Annotated in this window: 19 protein-coding genes; 11 read left to right on the top strand and 8 right to left on the bottom strand. The window is 72.6% G+C overall.

Features of this window, described 5'->3' with window-relative positions; all coding sequences use genetic code 11:
• Positions 1–133 precede the first annotated feature (133 nt).
• The 5 genes from sigE (at position 134) to ACIQ9G_RS11640 (ending at position 5846) form a co-directional block, all read left to right on the top strand.
• Entirely contained in the window at positions 134–835 is a 702-nt protein-coding gene (gene sigE, locus ACIQ9G_RS11660) for an RNA polymerase sigma factor SigE (RefSeq protein ID WP_403608298.1), read from the top strand.
• Positions 832–1803 carry an anti-sigma factor family protein gene (locus ACIQ9G_RS11655; protein ID WP_403608297.1) on the top strand — a complete coding sequence of 324 codons (972 nt, stop codon included), beginning with the start codon at positions 832–834 and terminating at the stop codon, positions 1801–1803. Before sigE ends, ACIQ9G_RS11655 begins: the two co-directional genes overlap by 4 nt.
• 459 nt (positions 1804–2262) lie before the next feature.
• Positions 2263–4299: a trypsin-like peptidase domain-containing protein gene (locus ACIQ9G_RS11650; RefSeq protein WP_403608805.1), complete on the top strand. Its 2037-nt coding sequence runs from the start codon at positions 2263–2265 to the stop codon at positions 4297–4299.
• Positions 4300–4501: 202 nt separating this feature from the next.
• A complete protein-coding gene (locus ACIQ9G_RS11645) occupies positions 4502–4936 on the top strand; it encodes a sec-independent translocase (RefSeq protein ID WP_403608296.1) in 435 nt (144 codons plus the stop codon).
• 238 nt (positions 4937–5174) lie between these two features.
• The gene (locus ACIQ9G_RS11640) at positions 5175–5846 is read left to right on the top strand and encodes a hypothetical protein (RefSeq protein WP_403608295.1); all 672 of its coding nucleotides are present in this window, start codon (positions 5175–5177) and stop codon (positions 5844–5846) included.
• Between the two features lie 135 nt (positions 5847–5981).
• On the opposite strand, the gene ACIQ9G_RS11635 is transcribed toward ACIQ9G_RS11640, so the two are convergent.
• The 3 genes from ACIQ9G_RS11635 to ACIQ9G_RS11625 are packed head-to-tail and all read right to left on the bottom strand — an operon-like array spanning position 5982 to position 9028.
• On the bottom strand, positions 5982–7115 hold the full coding sequence (locus ACIQ9G_RS11635) for an Mrp/NBP35 family ATP-binding protein (protein WP_356185796.1): 1134 nt from the start codon (positions 7113–7115) through the stop codon (positions 5982–5984).
• Positions 7116–7158: 43 nt separating this feature from the next.
• Positions 7159–7755: a DUF1003 domain-containing protein gene (locus ACIQ9G_RS11630; RefSeq protein WP_356185799.1), complete on the bottom strand. Its 597-nt coding sequence runs from the start codon at positions 7753–7755 to the stop codon at positions 7159–7161.
• On the bottom strand, positions 7745–9028 hold the full coding sequence (locus tag ACIQ9G_RS11625; protein WP_403608294.1) for a magnesium transporter MgtE N-terminal domain-containing protein: 1284 nt from the start codon (positions 9026–9028) through the stop codon (positions 7745–7747). The genes ACIQ9G_RS11630 and ACIQ9G_RS11625 overlap by 11 nt, the downstream gene beginning before the upstream one ends.
• A gap of 218 nt (positions 9029–9246) precedes the next feature.
• Between ACIQ9G_RS11625 and ACIQ9G_RS11620 the strand changes: the two genes are divergently transcribed.
• The gene (locus ACIQ9G_RS11620; protein ID WP_403608293.1) at positions 9247–9996 is read left to right on the top strand and encodes a hypothetical protein; all 750 of its coding nucleotides are present in this window, start codon (positions 9247–9249) and stop codon (positions 9994–9996) included.
• 32 nt (positions 9997–10028) lie between these two features.
• Here ACIQ9G_RS11620 and ACIQ9G_RS11615 read toward each other — a convergent pair whose 3' ends face one another.
• On the bottom strand, positions 10029–10541 hold the full coding sequence (locus ACIQ9G_RS11615; RefSeq protein ID WP_403608292.1) for a hypothetical protein: 513 nt from the start codon (positions 10539–10541) through the stop codon (positions 10029–10031).
• A gap of 22 nt (positions 10542–10563) precedes the next feature.
• Positions 10564–11682 carry a magnesium and cobalt transport protein CorA gene (locus ACIQ9G_RS11610; RefSeq protein ID WP_403608291.1) on the bottom strand — a complete coding sequence of 373 codons (1119 nt, stop codon included), beginning with the start codon at positions 11680–11682 and terminating at the stop codon, positions 10564–10566.
• 570 nt (positions 11683–12252) lie between these two features.
• On the opposite strand from ACIQ9G_RS11610, the gene ACIQ9G_RS11605 reads away from it, so the two are divergent.
• Positions 12253–12849: a suppressor of fused domain protein gene (locus ACIQ9G_RS11605; protein WP_403608290.1), complete on the top strand. Its 597-nt coding sequence runs from the start codon at positions 12253–12255 to the stop codon at positions 12847–12849.
• A gap of 31 nt (positions 12850–12880) precedes the next feature.
• Here ACIQ9G_RS11605 and ACIQ9G_RS11600 read toward each other — a convergent pair whose 3' ends face one another.
• Entirely contained in the window at positions 12881–14104 is a 1224-nt protein-coding gene (locus ACIQ9G_RS11600) for an MFS transporter (RefSeq protein WP_403608289.1), read from the bottom strand.
• A 174-nt stretch (positions 14105–14278) separates the two neighbouring features.
• Between ACIQ9G_RS11600 and ACIQ9G_RS11595 the strand changes: the two genes are divergently transcribed.
• From ACIQ9G_RS11595 to ACIQ9G_RS11585, 3 genes are all read left to right on the top strand, one after another.
• Positions 14279–14920 (top strand): DUF6758 family protein, encoded by a 642-nt coding sequence (locus ACIQ9G_RS11595; RefSeq protein ID WP_403608288.1) that lies wholly within the window; start codon positions 14279–14281, stop codon positions 14918–14920.
• Between the two features lie 334 nt (positions 14921–15254).
• Positions 15255–16112: a PHP domain-containing protein gene (locus ACIQ9G_RS11590; RefSeq protein WP_403608287.1), complete on the top strand. Its 858-nt coding sequence runs from the start codon at positions 15255–15257 to the stop codon at positions 16110–16112.
• A gap of 128 nt (positions 16113–16240) precedes the next feature.
• The gene (locus tag ACIQ9G_RS11585) at positions 16241–16846 is read left to right on the top strand and encodes a MarC family protein (RefSeq protein WP_392191053.1); all 606 of its coding nucleotides are present in this window, start codon (positions 16241–16243) and stop codon (positions 16844–16846) included.
• Between the two features lie 148 nt (positions 16847–16994).
• On the opposite strand, the gene ACIQ9G_RS11580 is transcribed toward ACIQ9G_RS11585, so the two are convergent.
• The gene (locus ACIQ9G_RS11580) at positions 16995–17147 is read right to left on the bottom strand and encodes a hypothetical protein (RefSeq protein WP_356185829.1); all 153 of its coding nucleotides are present in this window, start codon (positions 17145–17147) and stop codon (positions 16995–16997) included.
• 217 nt (positions 17148–17364) lie between these two features.
• On the opposite strand from ACIQ9G_RS11580, the gene ACIQ9G_RS11575 reads away from it, so the two are divergent.
• Positions 17365–18270, top strand: coding sequence for an NYN domain-containing protein (locus ACIQ9G_RS11575; protein WP_403608804.1), 906 nt, complete (start codon positions 17365–17367; stop codon positions 18268–18270).
• Positions 18271–18451: 181 nt separating this feature from the next.
• Here the strand turns inward: ACIQ9G_RS11575 and ACIQ9G_RS11570 are convergent, their stop codons facing one another.
• On the bottom strand, positions 18452–19366 hold the full coding sequence (locus tag ACIQ9G_RS11570; RefSeq protein ID WP_403608286.1) for an alpha/beta fold hydrolase: 915 nt from the start codon (positions 19364–19366) through the stop codon (positions 18452–18454).
• Positions 19367–19710 lie beyond the last annotated feature (344 nt).

Here is a 19710-nt window from a genome sequence, read left to right as displayed (position 1 = left end):
GTGCCGGCGCGTATCAATTTCCCGTAAAACCGCTTATCCGGAGCTAACGGGCGAGGTGGCTATGGTAGGGGCTCCACTGGACACCACCAGAGCCGACAGGGGAGGTGCGGCTGCACCTGTGGATCGGGGAGGAGTGCTTCGGCGCTTTCTCGGATCGGCGGGCAGGCCGAAATCCGTGAACGACACCGCTGCTGACCCCAGCCACGCCGCCGACCGCGACCGGACCGCGACCTTCTCCACCGACGCGGACGGGCAGGCGTGGACTCCGCCCACCTGGGAGGAGATCGTCAGCACCCACAGCGGCCGCGTCTACCGCCTGGCCTACCGCCTCACGGGCAACCAGCACGACGCCGAGGACCTCACCCAGGAGGTCTTCGTCCGCGTCTTCCGCTCCCTGTCCACCTACACGCCGGGCACCTTCGAGGGCTGGCTGCACCGCATCACGACGAACCTCTTCCTGGACATGGTCCGCCGCAAGCAGCGCATCCGGTTCGACGCCCTCGGCGAGGACGCGGCGGAGCGCCTGGCCAGCAGGGAACCCACCCCGCAGCAGCTGTTCAACGACGCGCACTTCGACGCCGACGTGCAGCAGGCCCTCGACACCCTCGCCCCGGAGTTCCGCGCCGCGGTCGTCCTGTGCGACATCGAGGGACTGTCGTACGAGGAGATCGCCGCGACCCTGGGCGTCAAGCTCGGCACGGTCCGCTCCCGGATCCACCGCGGCCGTTCGCAGCTGCGCAAGGCCCTCGCGCACCGCTCACCCCAGGCCCGGGCCGAGCGCCGCTCCTTCGTGCCCCGTGTTCCCGCGCTGGGAGGAGGGGGCGCGACCGCGTGAGTGGATCACGACCCGAGGCCGCTGGGCGGCTCGCGGAACAGCATCTGGGAGACCGGCTCTCCGCCCTGGTCGACGGCGAGCTCGGTCATGAGACGCGTGAGCGCGTCCTGGCGCACGTGGCCACCTGCGCGAAGTGCAGGACAGAGGTCGACGCGCAGCGCCGGCTGAAGAACGTCTTCGCGGAGACGGCCCCACCACCCCCCTCCGCGAGCCTGCTGGCCCGTCTCCAGGGCCTCCCCGGGGGAGGTGACCCGGACGGCGGCGGCGCGCCGCCGAGCGGGGGCGCGTTCCCCGGCGGCCTGACCGGGCGCACCGGGGTGTTCGGAGTAGGGCGGGAGGAGCCGTTCGAGTTCGGCTACGTCCCTGCCCGGCCGCACGCCTCCGGCCCCGCGCACGACCGGGGCTTCCGCGTCCACCCCGTCGGCCGCCCCGACACCGACCGGCCGGCCTCGCGCGGGCTGCGGTTCGCGTTCGTCGCCGCCGGGGCGGTCTCGCTGGCCGCGGTCGCGCTGGGCGGCGTGACCATCGGCGCACCGGCCGACCGGGCCGCGGAGGCGCGCGGCGGCTCCGGATCCGGCAGCAACGTCACTCCGGCGCGCCCCGCGGGCACGGGAGCGGCGACCGGCGCGGAGACCCAGCGCCGTCGCTCGTCCACCGGGCCGCTGCTGACGCAGGGGCAGCGGGCCGGCGGTGCGTCCTCCGCACAGCCGACCAGCCTCTCCGCCCCGCTGCTGCCGGGGGCGCAGCCCGGCACCGGGCAGGTGCTGGACGCGCTGCACACGCTGACCACACCGGTGGTCGCCGGCGCCGCGGTCATGTCCCCGTTGATACGTCCGCTCGGCGCGACCCAGCCGGTCTCCCTGACCTCTTGGGCCGGCCCACCGCAACTCCGCGCCCCCGGTCTCCTCGCCGCACCCGTCCCCGGCACGACGCCCACTCCCTCCGCCCCCTCGCACCCGGCCCACTGACCGGAGCGCCCACCGGCCTCTGCGCAGGGGCCCGCGAACCTGGTTGAATCCTGGGTGGTCGCGCCCATGACACTCGTCGGGCGCGGAGTCGACGACGCACGGCCACCGCCTACGAGCCGTGCCGCGGCCAGCTGTGGGGAGAACATGAACGAGGGGAAGCCCACCAAGTCCACCCGCCCCAAGTGGTGGAACAGGCACCGACCGGTGGTCCCCGCCCAGGAGACGGCCCAGGACGCCGTACCGGCGCCGGAACCCGCGCCGGAGCCGGAGCCCGTACCGGCACCCGAGCCTGTGCCGGCACTCGCGACCGTGCCGGCGCCGGGCAGGGCCGCGGACGCGGTCCCGCCTCCGGCTTCGGCGCCGCAGCCGGCTCCGGCACCGGATGCTGTGCCGTGTGCGGCTTCCACCCCGGATGTCTCCGCCGAGGGCACCACCCCGGACGTCTCCGCCGAAGGCACCGTGCCGGGGACGTCCGCCGAAGGGGCCGGGGCCGGAGTCCGGCCCGGTGCGGAGGCCGACGGCGACTACGAGCTGGCGCGGCCCGCGGGAAGCCTCACGGGCGGAGCGGTGGCGGCCGACGCGGCCACCGGGGAGCAGGCCGGGTCCCGGCAGCCCGGCACGGCGTCGACGGCCGCTGACGGCGGCCAGGGCGACTTCGAGCTGGCGCGCCCCGCCGAGCGGGCCGAGCCGGCCGACCGACCCGAGTCCGCCGAGCGGCCTCAGCTCGGGGGGCAGTCTCAGCCGGCCGAGCGGCTTCAGCCGGCCGACCGGCCCGAGTCCGCCGAGCGGCCTCAGCCCCTGCACGACCCCGACCCCTACAGCACCCCGCCGTACGGCGAACCCGGCCCGTGGGCGCCCGCCCCGCCGGTGCAGCACCCCGCGGTGACCTCCGCCCACGGTGGCGCGGCTCCCGCGCGCTCCGCGGCCCCCGGAGCCGCCCTGCCGCCCGCCCCGCCGGAGCAGCCCGTGCCCCTCCCGGGCGCCCCCTCCGCGCCCGTCCACACGGCCCCGGACCAGCTCGCCGCGCCGGCCCCGACGCCGCCCCCCGCCCCCCACACCGACCTCACCACCCACCCCGACACCGCACCCGCGAACCCGAACGCGCACCCGCCCTCGCACCCGACCGCGAACCTGCACCCGGCCCCCGACACCGCACCCGCGAACCCGAACGCGCAGCCGCCCTCGCACCCGACCCCGAATCTGCACCCGGCCCCCGACACCGCACCCGCGAACCCGAACGCGCACCCGACCCCGACCCCGACCCCCGGCACCACCCCACCCCCCTCCGACCCCTGGCAGCGCTACGACCCCTGGGCGGTCGAACCCCTCCCCGCCGCCCCCCTCCAGCACAGCGGGGCCGCGGTGCTCACGCCGGAGCAGCGGCGCGGGCGGGTCCGGCGGCGGCTCGTCGGGGCGGCCGTGGCGCTGGCGCTCGTGTCCGGGATGCTCGGCGGGCTCGCGGGCGCGTACATCGAGCGCAACGGCGGTGTGGGGGCCGTGGAACTGCCGCAGGCCGGGAAGGAACCCGCCGGGCGGGCCCCGGACAGCGTGGCCGGGATCGCCGCCCGCGCGCTGCCCAGCGTGGTGACCCTCCATGTCTCCGGCTCCGAGGAGCAGGGCACCGGCACCGGCTTCGTGCTCGACGGCCTCGGTCACATCCTCACCAACAACCACGTCGTCGAGCCCGCGGCGGACGGTGGCGACATATCGGTGACGTTCAGCGGCGGCCAGACCGCCCGGGCCAGGATCATCGGCCGGGACTCCGGCTACGACCTCGCCGTGGTGCAGGTCCGCGGGGTACGCGGTCTGACCCCCATGCCGCTGGGCAATTCCGACAACGTCCGGGTGGGCGACCCGGTCGTCGCCATCGGCGCCCCGTTCGACCTCGCCAACACCGTGACGTCCGGGATCATCAGCGCCAAGGAGCGGCCCATCACGGCCGGCGGCGAGAAGGGCGACGGCAGCGACATGTCCTACGTGGACGCCCTGCAGACCGACGCGCCGATCAACCCCGGCAACTCCGGCGGCCCCCTCCTCGACTCCCGGGCCCGGGTCGTCGGCATCAACTCCGCCATCCGCTCCGCCGACAACGGCTCGGACCTGCAGACCGGCCAGGCGGGCTCCATCGGACTGGGCTTCGCCATCCCGATCAACCAGGCCAAGCGTGTGGCCGAGGAACTGATCAACACCGGCCGGGCCACCCACCCGGTGATCGGCGTGACCCTCGACATGAACTGGACCGGCGACGGCGCCCGGGTCGGCGCCAAGAGCCGCGACGGCGGCCCCGCGGTCACCCCCGGCGGCCCGGGCGCCCGGGCCGGCATCAGGCCCGGCGACGTGATCACCGAGGTCGACGGACGGCCCGTCCACTCGGGCGAGGAACTGATCGTCAAGACCCGCGCCCACCGCCCCGGCGACCACCTGGAGCTGACCGTCGAACACGACGGGAAGGAGCGGAAGGTCTCCCTCGTGCTGGGGTCGGCGCACAGCGGGTGACACGAACCTCACCAACGCGGTCCCAACCGACCGCCAAGCACGGCAAACAAGCAGGAAAACCCGTCGTGTACGCACACTCGGACATCGCGGGACGGTACCGGTCGGACATGCGTGCCGGGTACCGTGGACGCGGCCCGGACCACGGAAGACGCGCAGGACCACCGGAGGGCCGAGGACCGAGGACACTCGCAAGGAGCTTCAGGTGTTCAATGACGTAGGACCGCTCGAGCTGGTGACACTCGTCGTCCTGGCGGTGCTCGTGTTCGGTCCCGACAAGCTCCCGAAGGTCGTCCAGGACGTGATGCGCACGATCCGGAAGATCCGAGAGTTCTCCGAGAGCGCCAAGCAGGACATCCGCAACGAGATGGGGCCGGAGTTCAAGGACTTCGAGTTCGAGGACCTGAACCCCAAGACGTTCCTCCGCAAGCAGCTGGAGAACGAGGACCTCGGGCTGAAGGAGATCCGCAACGGCTTCGACCTGAAGAAGGAGATGGCCGAGGTCACGGACGCGGTGCACAGCCGCGAGTCCGACTCCTCCTCGGGCTCTGGCGCCTCCGGCGGCCGCGTGGACATGACGAAGAAGCCCGAGGAATCCGGCCACGACACGCGCCCGCCGTTCGACGCGGACGCGACCTGAGTTCCGGCACGGACGTGACCTGAGGGACGTGGGCTGCCCCCGTACGTGACGCGTTTCATACCGCGCGCATGCCCCACGCGGCCGGAATTCGTCGTCCGAGCGACCTACGCGCCGGGCGGTTTCCGCGTCGTCGGAAGCCGGGTCGATATGCTGCCGAGTCGTTGTGCGGACCGGACGAGTACGCCCGAAGGGGGGCGGGCCGCCCCGGTCCGACGAGAACGAGGAGGCGTCCGGGCACATGGAGACGACAAGTAGGGCGGTCGCGCAGGCGCCGGCCGCGGAGGACGGACAACAGGCCCCCTCCGCCCGGCGCACGGTCGACGGCTACCTGCTGGCGCCCTTCCCGTGGTACGGCCTCGACGAGGCCTTCACGGGGCCGCGCTGGCTGATGCAGGTGGGCACCTCGGCCGACGGTTCCGTGGAACACGGTTCGATCGGGCACGGCGACGAGCCCTCCGTACGCAACGAGTACGTGTCCGGCTCCCCGGACGACCCCAAGGAGAAGTTCGCGGTCGTGGTGACCGTCGCCGCCAACCCGGTGCGGCGCAGCGCGGACGGCACGGGGCTGCTGGAGGCCACCTCGGTGTCCTCGGCGGCCTGGCTCGCCGGGGTGGGGCTGCTGTCCTTCACCTGGCCCGGCCAGATGGACCACAGCCTGCGGGACGACTGGCTGGAGCAGCAGACGGAGACGGCCTGGGTGCTGGCCGACGACCTGGCGGGACCGGCCTGGTCGACGCTCTCCCTCCCCGTGGACGGCGTCCCGGCCCCCTTCCACTACCGCGAGTCCGAGTTCGGCTGGGTGCTCGCCGGAACGACCTCGCAGGGCGTCCACGTCGGCGCGTACGGCCGCGGCATGAGCGCGTACGGCCTGGGCTTCGCCGCCGTCAAGGACATCGCGGCGTACGCCTAGTCACGGCGATCACGGCGATCACGGCGGGCATACGGCGAGGGCGCCGTCCGGGTCAGGACGGCGCCCTCGCGCTGTGCGCGGCGCATGCGCCGGACGGCCGGCCCGCGGCAGGCGGGAGTCCGGGCCGCCGGGCCGCTAGAACTTGTTCTTCGGGGTGATCCCCAGCGAAAGGCCCGACAGGCCGCGCTGGCGGCCGCCCAGCTTCCCCGCGATCGCCCGCAGCGCGGAGCCCGCCGGGGAGTCGGGGTCGGTCAGCACGACCGGCCGGCCGTCGTCGCCGCCCTCGCGCAGCCGGACGTCGATCGGGATGGAGCCGAGGACCGGGACCGTCGCGCCCGTCGTGCGGGTCAGGCCGTCCGCCACCACCTGGCCGCCGCCGGTGCCGAAGACGTCGACCATCTCGTCGCAGTGCGGGCAGGGCAGGCCGGACATGTTCTCGACCACGCCGACGATCTTCTGGTGGGTCTGCACGGCGATCGAGCCCGCCCGCTCGGCCACCTCGGCCGCCGCCTGCTGCGGGGTCGTCACGACCAGGATCTCGGCGTTCGGCACGAGCTGCGCGACCGAGATGGCGATGTCGCCCGTGCCCGGCGGCAGGTCGAGGAGCAGGACGTCCAGGTCGCCCCAGTACACGTCGGCCAGGAACTGCTGGAGCGCGCGGTGCAGCATCGGGCCGCGCCAGACGACCGGCGCGTTGCCCGGGGTGAACATGCCGATGGAGATGACCTTCACGCCGTTCGCGGACGGCGGCATGATCATGTTCTCGACCTGGGTGGGACGCCCCTCGGCGCCCAGCATGCGGGGCACGCTGTGGCCGTAGATGTCGGCGTCCACGACACCGACCTTCAGGCCGTCCGCGGCCATCGCCGCCGCCAGGTTGACCGTCACCGACGACTTGCCGACGCCGCCCTTGCCGGAGGCGACCGCGTACACCCGGGTCAGGCTGCCCGGCTTGGCGAAGGGCACCTCGCGCTCGGCCTGGCCGCCGCGCAGGGCGGCCGCCAGCTCACGGCGCTGCTCGTCGCTCATCACGTCGAGCGTGACGTCGACGCGGGTGACGCCCTCGACCCGCGAGACGGCCTCGGTCACCCGCTGGGTGATCGTGTCGCGCATCGGACAGCCGGAGACCGTCAGGTACACGGTGACCGCGACCGCTCCGTCCGCGCCGATCTCCACCGATTTGACCATCCCGAGCTCGGTGATCGGTCGGTGGATCTCGGGGTCGTTCACCGTCGCCAGCGCTTCGCGCACCGCGTCTTCCGTAGCCATAAGGACGATGGTACGGCGCCCGGCCGCAGGCCCGGGACCCCCGTCAGCGGTCGTCCATGTCACGCCGGGGCGGGTGATCCGCCGGGAATACGCCCTCGCGGTGCCCGTCGACCCGGAGCTCCTCCAGCTCCTTGACGAGGTCCTGCAGTTCGGAGCGGATCCAGTCGCGGGTGGCCACCTCGCCGAGGCCCATGCGCAGCGCGGCGATCTCCCGGGTCAGGTACTCGGTGTCGGCGATCGACCGCTCGTTCTGCTTGCGGTCCTGCTCCAGGTTGACCCGGTCCCGGTCGTCCTGCCGGTTCTGCGCCAGCAGGATCAGCGGCGCCGCGTAGGAGGCCTGCAGGGACAGCATCAGCGTCAGGAAGATGAACGGGTACGGGTCGAAGCGCAGATGGCTCGGCGCGGTCACGTTCCACGTCAGCCACGCGATGATCACGACCGTCATCCAGACGATGAACCGCCCGGTGCCCAGGAAGCGCGCGATCCGCTCCGACAGCCGCCCGAAGGCCTCCGGGTCGTACTCGGGCAGCAGCCTGCGCCGGCGCGGGCCCGGCTGGTCGAGCCGGGAGGTCCGCGGCCGGGTGGCGGCGGTGGCGCCCGCCGGATGCCGCTCGCGGCCGCTCTCACGCTCAGGAGCCATGGGCGGCCGCCCCCTCGTCCAGGTGGAACTCGGTCTCCCGCCAGTCGTCGGGCAGCATGTGGTCCAGGACGTCGTCCACGGTCACCACGCCCAGCAGCGAGCCCGACTCGTCCACGACGGGCGCCGCGACCATGTCGTACGTCGCGAAGAACCCGGCGACGACCGGCAGCGCCGCGTCGGGGGACAGCGGCTGCAGGTCCTGGTCCACCAGCGAGCTGACCAGGGTGTACGGCGGGTCGCGCAGCAGGCGCTGGAAGTGCACCGTGCCCAGGTACTTGCCGGTCGGCGTCTCGTCCGGCGGTCGGCACACGTAGACCTGGGCGGCGAGCGCGGGGGAGAGGTCGGGGTTGCGGACGCGGGCCAGGGCGTCGGCGACGGTCGCGTCCGGGCGCAGCACGATCGGCTCCGTCGTCATCAGACCGCCGGCCGTGTGCTCCTCGTACGACATCAGCCGGCGCATGTCGGCGGCGTCGGAGGGCTGCATCAGGCTCAGCAGGCGCTCCTTGTCCTCCTCGGGCAGCTCCGCGAGCAGGTCGGCCGCGTCGTCGGGGTCCATGGCCTCCAGCACGTCGGCGGCGCGCTCCTCCTGGAGCTTGCCGAGGATCTCGATCTGGTCGTCCTCCGGCAGCTCCTCCAGGACGTCCGCGAGCCGGTCGTCGTCGAGGGCGGCGGCGACCTCGGAGCGGCGCTTGGGGGAGAGGTGGTGCAGCACGTTGGCGAGGTCGGCGGGGCGCAGCTGCTCGAAGGTGGCGAGCAGGTTCTCCGCGCCCTGCCCGTGCTCCTCCAGGGAGAAGCCGGTGACCGCGGACCACTCCACCGTCAGCGTCTCGCCCTTGGCGCGCCGGAAGGCGCCGCCCTTCTTCCCCTTGCGCACGAAGACACGGTCGATCTCCCAGTCCCGGCGGGCGGGCAGCTGCTGCACGGACACGTCCAGGACCGTGACCTCCTCGCCCGTCTCCACCAGCCGCACCCGCCGGTCGAACAGTTCGCCGAAGACCAGCCGCTCGGTGGGCCGCTGCTCGAAGCGCCGGACGTTGAGCACCCCCGTGGTGATGACCTGGCCGGACTCGACGCTCGTCACCCGCGTCATGGGCAGGAAGATGCGGCGCCGGGTGGCGAGTTCGACGACCAGCCCGAGCAGGCGGGGCGGCCGGCGCCCGACGCGCAGCATGACGACCAGATCGCGCACGCGCCCCACCTGGTCGCCCGTCGGATCGAAGACGGCGACACCGGCGAGGTGCGAGACGAAGATCTTGGGGGCGGCCGCTGCCATGACCGCGCCTCCTTTACGTGCTCTGTGATGCGTGCTGTGTTTCCGTGAGTCTGCTGGGTCGCATTTCCCAAATGCCCGCTCAGGTGGGCTTCAGGCTAGCCCGTACCGTTCGGATACGCCCTGGTGAGGGTCCGGACGGACTGGCTCCGTGGGCCGCCGCCCGCCCCGGTACGCTGCCTGTGCCGCTCAGGACGTCCGTCAGAAAGGCAGCCCCACCTGTGACTGCGATTCCCCAGGGCCGAACCCGCCGGGCCGCGCTGCTGAGCGCGCTGTGCGCGCTGGTCGTGACGGGGACGACGGGGCTGACGGGGTGCGCCGCGGACGACCCCGACGCGGGCACGAACGGGGTCGGCAAACTGCCGCCCGCCAAGATCCAGACCAGGGCCCGCGCGGCCGCCGACGCCGCCGGCACCGTGCACCTGTCCGGGAACGTCGTCAGCAACAACCGTACATACCGGATCGACATGCGGCTGCGGTCCGACGGCGCCGCCGGCACGGTCACCTCGCAGGGGGTGGCCCTCGGGCTGCTGCGGATCGGGGAGCGGCTGTACCTGAAGGCGAACGCCGGGTTCTGGAACAAGGCCGACGGCGGCGGCAAGGGCTCCGGGGTCGCGGACAAGCTTGACGGCAAGTACGTGAAGGTGCCCCAGAGCGATCCCTCGTACAAGCGCTTCGTCGGCTTCACGGACAAGAGCGTCCTCCTCGACGGTCTGCTGACGCTGCACGGCACGCTGGCGACGGACGGCCACCACGAGCAGTCCGGTGTCCGCACCATCCGCATCACCGCCGACAAGGGCTCCGGCGGCACCCTGGACGTCTCCCTGGAGGGCAAGCCGTACCCCGTGCGCCTGGTGCGCGCGGGCGGCGCGGGCACCCTGGGCTTCACGGACTGGGGAAAGGACTTCCCCCTCAGCCGGCCGAAGCAGGAGGACACGGTCGACTACGGCCGGCAGCTCCCCACCTCCTGAAGCGGCGGCACCCGCGGTCCCGCCCCGCGGCCCTACTTCCGTCCGCGTCTCTTCAGCAGCAGCCGCGGCAGCCCCGCGGGGGCCGGCTGCCGGGTCGTGGCGGGCGTGGGAAGCGGCGGCTCGGCCAGCGCGCCGTCGGGCAGCGGGGCCGTCGTCCCCGTGGGCTCCAGGCGGACCACCCGGCACTCCCGGGCCCACCGCCGCGGCATGGCCTCGCCGTCGGACGCGTTCAGCCGCTTGCCCTTCAGCTCGGCCACCGTCGCCTCCCACGCCGGTGAGTCCGGCGCCAGTTCCGCGACCCGCGCGGACCAGGTGACCAGCCGTCCGCCCTTGTCCTTGCTGCGCACCGTCACCTCGGCCGCCGCCCCGTCGGCCAGCCCCGGCAGCGGCTGCTCGCCGGGCCCGTCGCCGACCAGGCAGGCCGCGCCCTCGTACCAGACGTGCCACAGGGCACGTGCCGGGGCACCGGGGCCCCGGACCCAGATGAGGCCGGACTTCTTGGTGGCCTCCTCGACGAGGGCCTGGTCGAGCAGCTCGCTAGTCATGGCAGAAGGGTAACGATCCCGCTCACAGCCAGCCGTTCCGCTTCAGCATGCGGTGGATGCCGAGGCAGATGGCGACCGTGACGCTCATGATCACCGGGTAGCCGTACCTCCAGTGCAGCTCCGGCATGTACTGGAAGTTCATGCCGTACACCCCGCACACCATCGTCGGCACGGCGATGATGGCGGCCCACGAAGTGATCTTCCGCATGTCCTCGTTCTGCGCCACCGACGCCTGCGCCAGGTTGGCCTGGAGGATCGAGTTCAGCAGCTCGTCGAAGCCCACGACCTGCTCCTGCACCCGGGCGAGGTGGTCGGCCACGTCCCGGAAGTACTTCTGGATGTCCGGGTCGACCAGCCGCATCGGACGCTCGCTCAGCAGCTGCATCGGCCGCAGCAGCGGCGCCACCGCCCGCTTGAACTCCAGGATCTCCCGCTTGAGTTGGTAGATCCGGCCGGCGTCCGTGCCGCGCGGGGTCCCCTTCCGGCCGGGCGAGAACACCTCCGTCTCCACCTCGTCGATGTCGTCCTGCAGGGCGTCCACGACCGCGATGTACCCGTCGACGACGTGGTCGGCGATGGCGTGCAGCACCGCCGAGGGGCCCTTGGCCAGCAGTTCCGGGTCGTCCTGCAGCCGGTGCCGCAGCGCGCGCAGCGAGCCCTGGCCGCCGTGCCGGACGGTGATGAAGAAGTCCCGGCCGGTGAAGCACATCACCTCGCCGGTCTCGACGACCTCGCTGTTGGCGGTGAGCTTGTCGTGGTCGACGTAGTGGATGGTCTTGAAGACGGTGAACAGGGAGTCGTCGTACCGCTCCAGCTTGGGCCGCTGGTGGGCCTGCACCGCGTCCTCCACGGCCAGCGGGTGCAGTCCGAACTCCCCGGCGATCCCGGCGAATTCGGCCTCGGTCGGCTCGTGCAGTCCGATCCACACGAAGCCTCCGTCGCGCCGCACCAGGCGCATCGCCTCCTGCGGGCCGACCGGCTGGTCCGTCCGGACCCGGACGCCGTCGCGGTAGACGGCGCAGTCGACGACGGCGGAGGGCGTGGCGGGGTCCCGCGTGGTGTCGTACGTGCCGTTGTCCTTGCGCGTGGCGGCCGGGCGGGACGGGCGGACCACGGCACGCAGGTCACGGATCATCGACATGGCAGAGCTCCTTCGCAACGAGCAACGAAAGGCCGCGCTGTGACGGTTGGAACTGCCCGGAATGGGGACGTCCTGACAAGGGGTCTCCTCGCCCTTCAGGCAGGGGAAGGATGTTTGGCACGTCCACAAAGCGGGGAGCACCGCACCGTCGCGGTGGCGCCTTCTGTTGCTGATTCAGCTGCTGACTGAGGTCAGACGGATCAGGCACTACGAAACGAAGCGCTCTTCCGTGGTGGCACGCGAAGCGAGAGGCGGCAGCCGGCGGGAGGCCAGAAAAGCTACGTCAGAGGCCCCGTGACGGGGGCCGGAAGCTACATCAGCGGCCGGAAGAGCGGGTGGTACTGCACGGTCGACTTCGATCCATGACAGCCCCACCTCCTCCGGCCGGTCCCTCGTGAGGGACGATCCACGCCCTAGTGAAAGGGTGCCCCCGAAGGGGGCGTTCATCGGTGTCGGGATCCGATACGCAACGCTTCTGCGTGCTGCCCCGAACCACCGCGCAAGAGTATCAGTCGGCTGACGTGTCAAGGCGCCGCTTTGCCCGGCACTGACGAGTTCTATGCTCGCCGCATGGATGATGTTCTTCCTCTGGTCGAGGCCCGGCTGCGCTCCGCGCTGGGCGAGCCGGACGCGCGCGCCGCGGTCACCTTCCTCGGTACGGACCGGGTCGAGGTGCTGCGCTTCCGGGACGACGGCAGGGAAGGCGCCCTCGTCCGGTACGCCACGCTCGGCATGTCCGCCCACCCCATGACCGACCCCACGGCCACGCTCGCCGACCCCGTCAAGGGCCCCCGCGCGGAACTGGTCCTCTCCGTCCGGGCGGGCCTCGCGGAAACCGACAAGGTGCTTCGGCCGCTCGCCGTGCTCGCCGCGTCCCCGCAGGTCGAGGGTGTGGTGGTGGCGCCAGGAGCCTCGCTCGACGTGGGTGGGCCGCTGTGGCCGGGCGCGCCCTTCACCTCGGTCCTGGTGGCCGAGCCGGGCGGCCTGGTCGAGGACCTGGAGCTCGACGAGCCGCTGGACCCCGTACGGTTCCTGCCGCTGCTGCCGATGACCCCGAACGAGGCCGCCTGGAAGCGGGTGCACGGCGCGCAGGCCCTCCAGGAGCGCTGGCTGACGCACGGGACGGACCTCCGGGACCCGTCCCGCGCGTCCGTCCCGCTGGAGTGAGCAGGCTCACCCAACGCCCGCTCGCCCAGTGTCAGTTGGCGAAGACGCCGACGCCGTCCTCGGTGGCGTGCCGCGGCTGGAGCTCCCGCGCCTCGTGGACCAGGGCCCCGCGCCGTACGAACACCACGAGCGCGCCCACCACCGCGGTGGCGCCCGCGACCAGGAACGGCATGTGCAGGTCGCTCCACTCCTCGATCTTCGGCGCGAGGTAGGGCGCGGCGGCGGCCGCGAACCAGCGCACGAAGTTGTAGCCCGCGCTCGCCACCGGGCGCGGCGCGTCGGACACGCCCAGGGCCAGCTCGGTGTAGACGGTGTTGTTCACGCCGATGAACGCGCCCGACAGGATCGTGCAGACGATCGCGGTGGTGTGGTCGCCGTAGCCGAGGACGACCACGTCGGCCGCCAGCAGCACCAGCGAGCCGCCGAGCACCTTGAGCGAGCCGAACCGCTCCTGCATCCGCGGCGCCACGATCACCGAGAAGACGGCGAGCAGCAGGCCCCAGGCGAAGAAGACCGCCCCCGACTTGTACGGGGTCATGTCCAGCACGAACGGAGTGAAGGCAAGCACGGTGAAGAACGTGTAGTTGTAGAAGAACGCCGACACCGCCGCCGAGGCGAGACCGCCGTGGCCGAGCGCCCGGACCGGGTCGAGCAGGGACGTCTTCCGCGCCGGCTTCGGCTGCTCCTCGAGGAACGCCGTGATGCACAGGAAGCCGACCGCCATCAGGAACGCGGTGCCGAAGAAGGGGTAGCGCCAGCTCGCGTCGCCGAGCAGTGCGCCCACCAGGGGCCCGCACGCCATGCCGAGGCCGAGCGCGGACTCGTAGAGCAGGATCGCCGCGGCGCTGCCCCCGGCCGCGGCCCCGACGATCACCGCGAGGGCGGTGGAGACGAAGAGCGCGTTGCCGAGGCCCCAGCCGGCCCGGAAGCCGACGAGCTGGCCGACCGTGCCGGAGGTGCCCGCGAGCCCCGCGAAGACCACGACGAGGGCGAGCCCGAGCAGCAGCGTCCGGCGGCCGCCGATCCGGCTGGAGACGAACCCGGTCACCAGCATCGCGAAGGCGGTGATCAGGAAGTACGAGGTGAAGAGCAGGGAGACCTGGCTCGCGGTGGCGTCCAGGCCCTTGGCGATGGAGGGAAGGATGGGGTCGACGAGTCCGATGCCCATGAAGGCGACGACGGACGCGCCGGCCGTCGCCCAGACTGCCTTCGGCTGCCGCAGGATGCCGCCCGCACCCGCGTCGAAGGGGTCCATGCGCACTCCAATCCCGGGTCGGGGAAGATGGTTGGTATATGCACACAGTAAGTTAGCTGACCTAAATAATGCAAATTACATCTAGTTCTCCCTGGTGAGGGACGCCGGGCCGGTTCCGTCCGGACGGGTGATCGTCCTTGACGTGGCGCAGTCGGGGTAGGAGCGTGGAGCCCTATGAGGGGCGAACCCAGTTGCCCGAAGTGCGGTGGCCGGGTCAGGGCTCCCGGACTCTTCAGCGATTCCTGGCAGTGCGATGTCCACGGGTCGGTGCATCCGCTGCAGCCCGTGATCCCGCCCAGCGTCGAGGCCCTCAGCGTGGTGGTGCATCGCACGCAGGTGCCGGTGTGGATGCCCTGGCCGCTGCCGGTGGGCTGGCTGTTCACGGGCGTGGCCAGCGCCGGTGACGACCGCGGCGGCGGCCGCGCCACTGCCGTGGCCTGTTCCGGCCCCGCCCCGCTGGGGGGCATGGGGGAGCTGATCCTGGTCGCCGAGGAGCTCGGCGTCGGCCTCGGCGCGCGGTACGCGGGCGTCGACGGCCCCGACCCCGGCCCGTACCTGGATGTGGAGAAACCGCCGGACGCCAAGGTCCTGGCCGGCGGCCGGCCGACCCCGCTGTGGCACGTCTCCGGCACGCCGGACGACCGCGCCGTCTTCGCGGGCGAGGCGCGCGGGCTGTGGCTGTGGGCGGTGGTGTGGCCCGAACAGTCGGGCCTGCTCATGTACGACGAACTCGTGCTGGCAGACCTGCGGGACGCGGGGGCCGAGGTCGAGCTGGTCCCGTGCGGGGCGCTGTCCCCTCGGCTGCTTCAGCCCTGAGGGGCGATCCGGCGGGGGCTGCGTGCCTGCCTGGTGCGGCTGCTGGGCTGCCCGGCGGGGCTGAGGGGTGGCCGGTGGGGCTGCTTGACGGTCCGGAGAGGCTGCCCGTGGGGGCTGCTGGGCGGTCCGGCGGGGCTGCCGAGCGGCGCTGAGAGGCGGATCCGCGGGGCGATGCGGCCGTACGGAGATCGTCTGGGAGCGCATGGCCGTGCAGCGGGGCGGGGTGGGGCGCGTGTAGGGGGTGCACCGCCCCGGCGGGTGTGACAGGGCACCCTCATTCTCCCGTTATCCTTGGGTGTCCCCTTCCGTCCCGTCACCGTCTGGAGTCCGTGTCGTGCGCATCGACCTGCACACCCACTCCACGGCTTCCGACGGCACGGACACCCCGGCCGAACTGGTGCGTCACGCCGCGGCGGCCGGACTGGACGTCGTCGCGCTGACCGACCACGACACCACCCGCGGCCACGCCGAGGCGATCGCCGCGCTGCCCGAGGGACTCACCCTCGTCACCGGCGCCGAGCTCTCCTGCCGTCTCGACGGGGTCAGCATGCACCTGCTGGCGTACCTCTTCGACCCCGAGGAGCCCGCCCTGCTCGCCGAGCGCGAGCTGGTCCGGGACGACCGGGTGCCGCGGGCCAAGGGCATGATCGCCAAGCTGAACGCGCTGGACGTGCCGGTGACCTGGGAGCAGGTCGCGCGGATCGCCGGCGAGGGCTCGGTGGGCCGGCCTCACGTCGCCTCCGCGCTCGTCGAACTCGGCGTCGTGCCGAGCGTGAACGACGCCTTCACCGAGCAGTGGCTCGGTGACGGCGGCCGGGCCTACGTGGCGAAGCACGAGACGGACCCCTTCGAGGCGATCCGGCTGGTCAAGGGCGCAGGCGGCGTCTGTGTGTTCGCGCACCCGGCGGCCGTCAAACGGGGCCGTACGGTGCCGGAGTCGGCGATCGCCGAGCTGGCCGCCGCCGGCCTCGACGGCATCGAGGTCGACCACATGGACCACGACCTCGAGACCCGGGCGCGGCTGCGCGGCCTGGCCAAGGAGCTGGGCCTCCTCGCGACCGGCTCCAGCGACTACCACGGCAGCCGGAAGACCGTCGCGCTCGGTGAGTTCACGACGGACCCCGAGGTGTACGGGGAGATCACCCGGCGGGCGACGGGAGCGTTCCCTGTGCCCGGGGCCGGCGGGGCCTGACCCCGCACGCCGTCGCCACCCTTCTCACCCCTCTTTCTTCCTCCCTTTCCGTAGTCCCGTACCTCGGTGCGTCCGTACGCCCGTACGTCCGTAGCGCCGTACTTCTTGAGCAAGGCCCTTCCACACCCATGTTCGACATCGCCGTCTTCGGCTCCCTCTTCCTGACCCTCTTCGTGATCATGGATCCCCCCGGGATCACCCCGATCTTCCTGGCGCTGACCGCGGGACGCCCCGCCAAGGTGCAGAAACGGATGGCCTTCCAGGCCGTCTGCGTGGCCGGCGGTGTCATCGCCGTGTTCGGCGTGCTCGGCCACCAGATCCTGGACTACCTGCACGTCTCCGTGCCGGCGTTGATGATCGCCGGCGGCCTGTTGCTCCTGCTGATCGCGCTCGACCTGCTCACCGGCAAGACCGACGAGCCGCAGCAGACCAAGGACGTGAACGTCGCCCTCGTCCCGCTGGGGATGCCGCTGCTGGCCGGGCCCGGCGCGATCGTGTCCGTCATCCTCGCCGTGCAGAAGGCGGGCACCGTGGCCACCCAGGTCTCGGTGTGGTCGGCGATCCTCGCCATCCACGTCGTGCTGTGGCTGGTGATGCGCTACTCGCTGCTGATCATCCGGGTGATCAAGGACGGTGGTGTGGTCCTGGTGACGCGGCTCGCGGGCATGATGCTCTCCGCCATCGCCGTGCAGCAGATCATCAACGGGATCATGCAGGTGATCAAGGGCGCCTGAGCCCTCGGACGCGCGAAACCCCCGTACGGCGTCGGTGCCGTACGGGGGTTTCGAAGCTTTCGCGGTGAGTGATCCGCGTCTGGTGCGTGGCCGTCCGCTTGGTGCGCGGCCGTGGTTGTCGCCCTGCGCGCGGCCGCGGTCCCGACTGTTACGAGGCGGCGGTCTCGGCCGGCCGGATCCACAGTCGCTGCCCGATGGCGGCGGCCTGCTGAACGATCCGGTTGACGGAGGCGGCGTCCACGACGGTGCTGTCCACGGTGGTGCCGTCGACCTCGTCGAGGCGCATGATCTCGAAGCGCACGGCTTCTCCCTTCGTCTGGTCATCCTCCTGAGGAGAATTACTGAGTGGCTGGCGCACGGGGCGGCAGTGCCCCCTGCTCCGTACGTATTCAACGGGCTGCGTGTTACAAACATTCCCTACGCTAAAGAAATTTTTCGAACGTCTAACTACCGACCGGTAGGGCATCGGCGCGGGACCGACCGGGACCAGTTGTGTCCGCTGTGTGACCGCCGGGACAATGGAGGCGATGAACGACGACCTCGCGGCGCTGTCCGGCCGCATCGAGCGCACGAACGAGCTGCTGGAACGCATGCTCGCCGAGGTGGCGAAGACGCCCTCGACCCACGCGATCTTCGTGGACGCCGGGTATCTGTACGCGGCCGCGGGCCGGCTGGTGGCGGGGACGGAGGACCGCCGCGCCTTCGACCTGGACGCGGAGGGGCTGATCGACGCGCTCATCGACAAGGCGCGCTCGATCTTTGCGGACAGCCGTCTGCTGCGCGTCTACTGGTACGACGGCGCCCGGCGCCGCATCCACACCGCCGAGCAGCAGACGATCGCCGAGCTGCCGGACGTCAAGGTCCGCCTCGGCAACCTCAACGCCAACAACCAGCAGAAGGGCGTCGACTCCCTCATCCGCTCGGACCTGGAGTCCCTGGCCCGGCACCGCGCCATCAGCGACGCCGCGCTGCTCGGCGGCGACGAGGACCTCGTCTCGGCGGTCGAGGCGGCCCAGGGCTACGGTGCCCGGGTCCACCTGTGGGGCATCGAGGCCCCCGAGGGCCGCAACCAGGCCGAGCCGCTGCTGTGGGAGGTCGACAGCCAGCGCACCTTCGACCTCGACTTCTTCAAGCCCTACGTGTCACGGCGCACCGCGGCCACCTACGAGACCGCCGGCACGGTCCGGCCCGCCCGCGAGGACGTCCGCTTCGTGGGAGCGCAGATCGCGGCGAAGTGGCTGGCGGCACGGGGCCGGGGGGCGCTGGTGGACCTGCTGCCCGGCCACCCCTACCTGCCCGGCTCCGTCGACCAGGACCTGCTGGTGGAGGCCGAGGGCATCCTCCAGTACTCCCTGCGCGGTCAGTCGGACCTGCGTCGCGCCCTGCGGGACGGCTTCTGGGAGCACTTGCAGGGGCAGTACTGAGGCAGGCGCGGCACTGGGGGCGGGCCCGCGGGCTCGCGAGCCCGGTCCGGTTCGGTCCGGTTTGGTTCGGCTTGGCGCCGGGCTGCGGGCGCCAGGCGCCGGAGACCTGAGAGCGGGGGGCCGGCGAACGGCCCGGCGCCGGGGGGCGTATGCCGGAGCCCGGCGGCGCTGGTCCGGCGGTCTAGCCGGCGGGGTCGTGGGCGCCGTCAGGGCCGGCGTGGCGGACGGCCGCGTCCCAGAAGTCGGCGAGGGCGTGCGCGGTGGGGAGGGGCCGGTCGCAGTTGGGGGAGTGGTCGGCCCCCTGGACGACCGTGCGCCGCGCCCGCAGCCGTACGGCCATCTCGTCGAGGACCGGCACCGGCCAGGCGTCGTCGCGCGCCCCGGACAGGACATGGAACGGCAGGGGAAGGGCGGAGAGTTCGGCGACCCGGTCCGGCTCGACGCACAACTGAAGCCCCGTGGCGAGTAGTTGCGCCGGCTTGTTGCCCAGCCAGCGACGCCGCAGGTCGTGCCGGTCGTCGAGACCGGCGTCGAGTTCGGCGCCGGTGTCGGTCTCCTCCGGAGGCTCCATCGCCTGGATGGCCTCCCACACGACGTCCATCGACATCACGCCGAGCGCGTCCCGCAGCAGCTTCACGCGCTGCTGCTGGGCGACGGAGATGTGCGCCGGGCCCGACGCCATGAGGGTGAGCGAGACGAAGGGGGAGTGGTCGAGGAGCACGGCCGCCCGCGCGATCTGCCCGCCGAGGGAGTGCCCGAGCAGGTGCAGGGCCGTGCCGAGCGCGGCGGCCTGGGCGAGCACGTCCCGCGCGAGTTCCTCCTGCGCGTACGCGGACTCGTCGTCCACGGGTCCGTCCGACTCGAACTGCCCGCGCCCGTCGACGGCCACCGTCCGGTACCCGCGCGCCGCGAGCGGCTCGTGCAGCGGGTTGAAGTCCTCCTTGCTCCCGGTGAACCCCGGCAGCAGCAGCACGGTGCCCCTCGGCTCGACTCCGGCCTCGGCCGGCGCGTCGACCACGGCGAACTCACCCCGCGCCGTGCGCAGACGGTAGGCCCGCGCACCGGACGGCGGAACAAAGCTGGGAGGCCTGCTCATGAGCCGAGGTTATCCCGGCCCCGGGGGGGTGGGTGGGACGGCGGGGGCCCCCGGGCGGGTGCGACGCGCGGCGTGGAGGTCGGGTGCGGTGGGGTGCGTGGTGGCGCCCGTGTGCTGGAGGGTGCGGGGGCGTCTTGTGCGGTGGGGGCGTCGGGAGCTTGGGGCGGCCTTCGGGGTGGGGCGTACCGGTGACCTGGTCGGCGTCCGCCGCGGTCGGTGCGGGTGCGGGTGCGGGTGCGGCGCGTGCTGTGGAGGTCGGGTGCGGTGGGGTGCGTGGTGGCGCCCGTGTGCTGGAGGGTGCGGGGGCGTCTTGTGCGGTGGGGGCGTCGGGAGCTTGGGGCGGC

It is taken from the genome of Streptomyces sp. NPDC096152 (assembly GCF_044763235.1).
In the GTDB taxonomy this organism is placed as follows: domain Bacteria; phylum Actinomycetota; class Actinomycetes; order Streptomycetales; family Streptomycetaceae; genus Streptomyces.
The sequence above is the reverse complement of the archived record's forward strand: the minus strand, read 5'-3'. Positions and strand labels throughout refer to the sequence as shown.

Excerpts from the sequence above, each read along its gene's own strand:
- ACIQ9G_RS11625 (WP_403608294.1), bottom strand. The coding sequence starts at position 9,028 with ATGGCAGCGGCCGCCCCCAAGATCTTCGTCTCGCACCTCGCCGGTGTC.
- ACIQ9G_RS11585 (WP_392191053.1), top strand. The coding sequence starts at position 16,241 with ATGTTCGACATCGCCGTCTTCGGCTCCCTCTTCCTGACCCTCTTCGTG.
- ACIQ9G_RS11595 (WP_403608288.1), top strand. The coding sequence starts at position 14,279 with ATGAGGGGCGAACCCAGTTGCCCGAAGTGCGGTGGCCGGGTCAGGGCT.
- ACIQ9G_RS11605 (WP_403608290.1), top strand. The coding sequence starts at position 12,253 with ATGGATGATGTTCTTCCTCTGGTCGAGGCCCGGCTGCGCTCCGCGCTG.
- ACIQ9G_RS11640 (WP_403608295.1), top strand. The coding sequence starts at position 5,175 with ATGGAGACGACAAGTAGGGCGGTCGCGCAGGCGCCGGCCGCGGAGGAC.
- ACIQ9G_RS11635 (WP_356185796.1), bottom strand. The coding sequence starts at position 7,115 with ATGGCTACGGAAGACGCGGTGCGCGAAGCGCTGGCGACGGTGAACGAC.
- ACIQ9G_RS11630 (WP_356185799.1), bottom strand. The coding sequence starts at position 7,755 with ATGGCTCCTGAGCGTGAGAGCGGCCGCGAGCGGCATCCGGCGGGCGCC.
- ACIQ9G_RS11610 (WP_403608291.1), bottom strand. The coding sequence starts at position 11,682 with ATGTCGATGATCCGTGACCTGCGTGCCGTGGTCCGCCCGTCCCGCCCG.
- ACIQ9G_RS11575 (WP_403608804.1), top strand. The coding sequence starts at position 17,365 with ATGGAGGCGATGAACGACGACCTCGCGGCGCTGTCCGGCCGCATCGAG.
- ACIQ9G_RS11615 (WP_403608292.1), bottom strand. The coding sequence starts at position 10,541 with ATGACTAGCGAGCTGCTCGACCAGGCCCTCGTCGAGGAGGCCACCAAG.
- ACIQ9G_RS11600 (WP_403608289.1), bottom strand. The coding sequence starts at position 14,104 with ATGGACCCCTTCGACGCGGGTGCGGGCGGCATCCTGCGGCAGCCGAAG.
- ACIQ9G_RS11570 (WP_403608286.1), bottom strand. The coding sequence starts at position 19,366 with ATGAGCAGGCCTCCCAGCTTTGTTCCGCCGTCCGGTGCGCGGGCCTAC.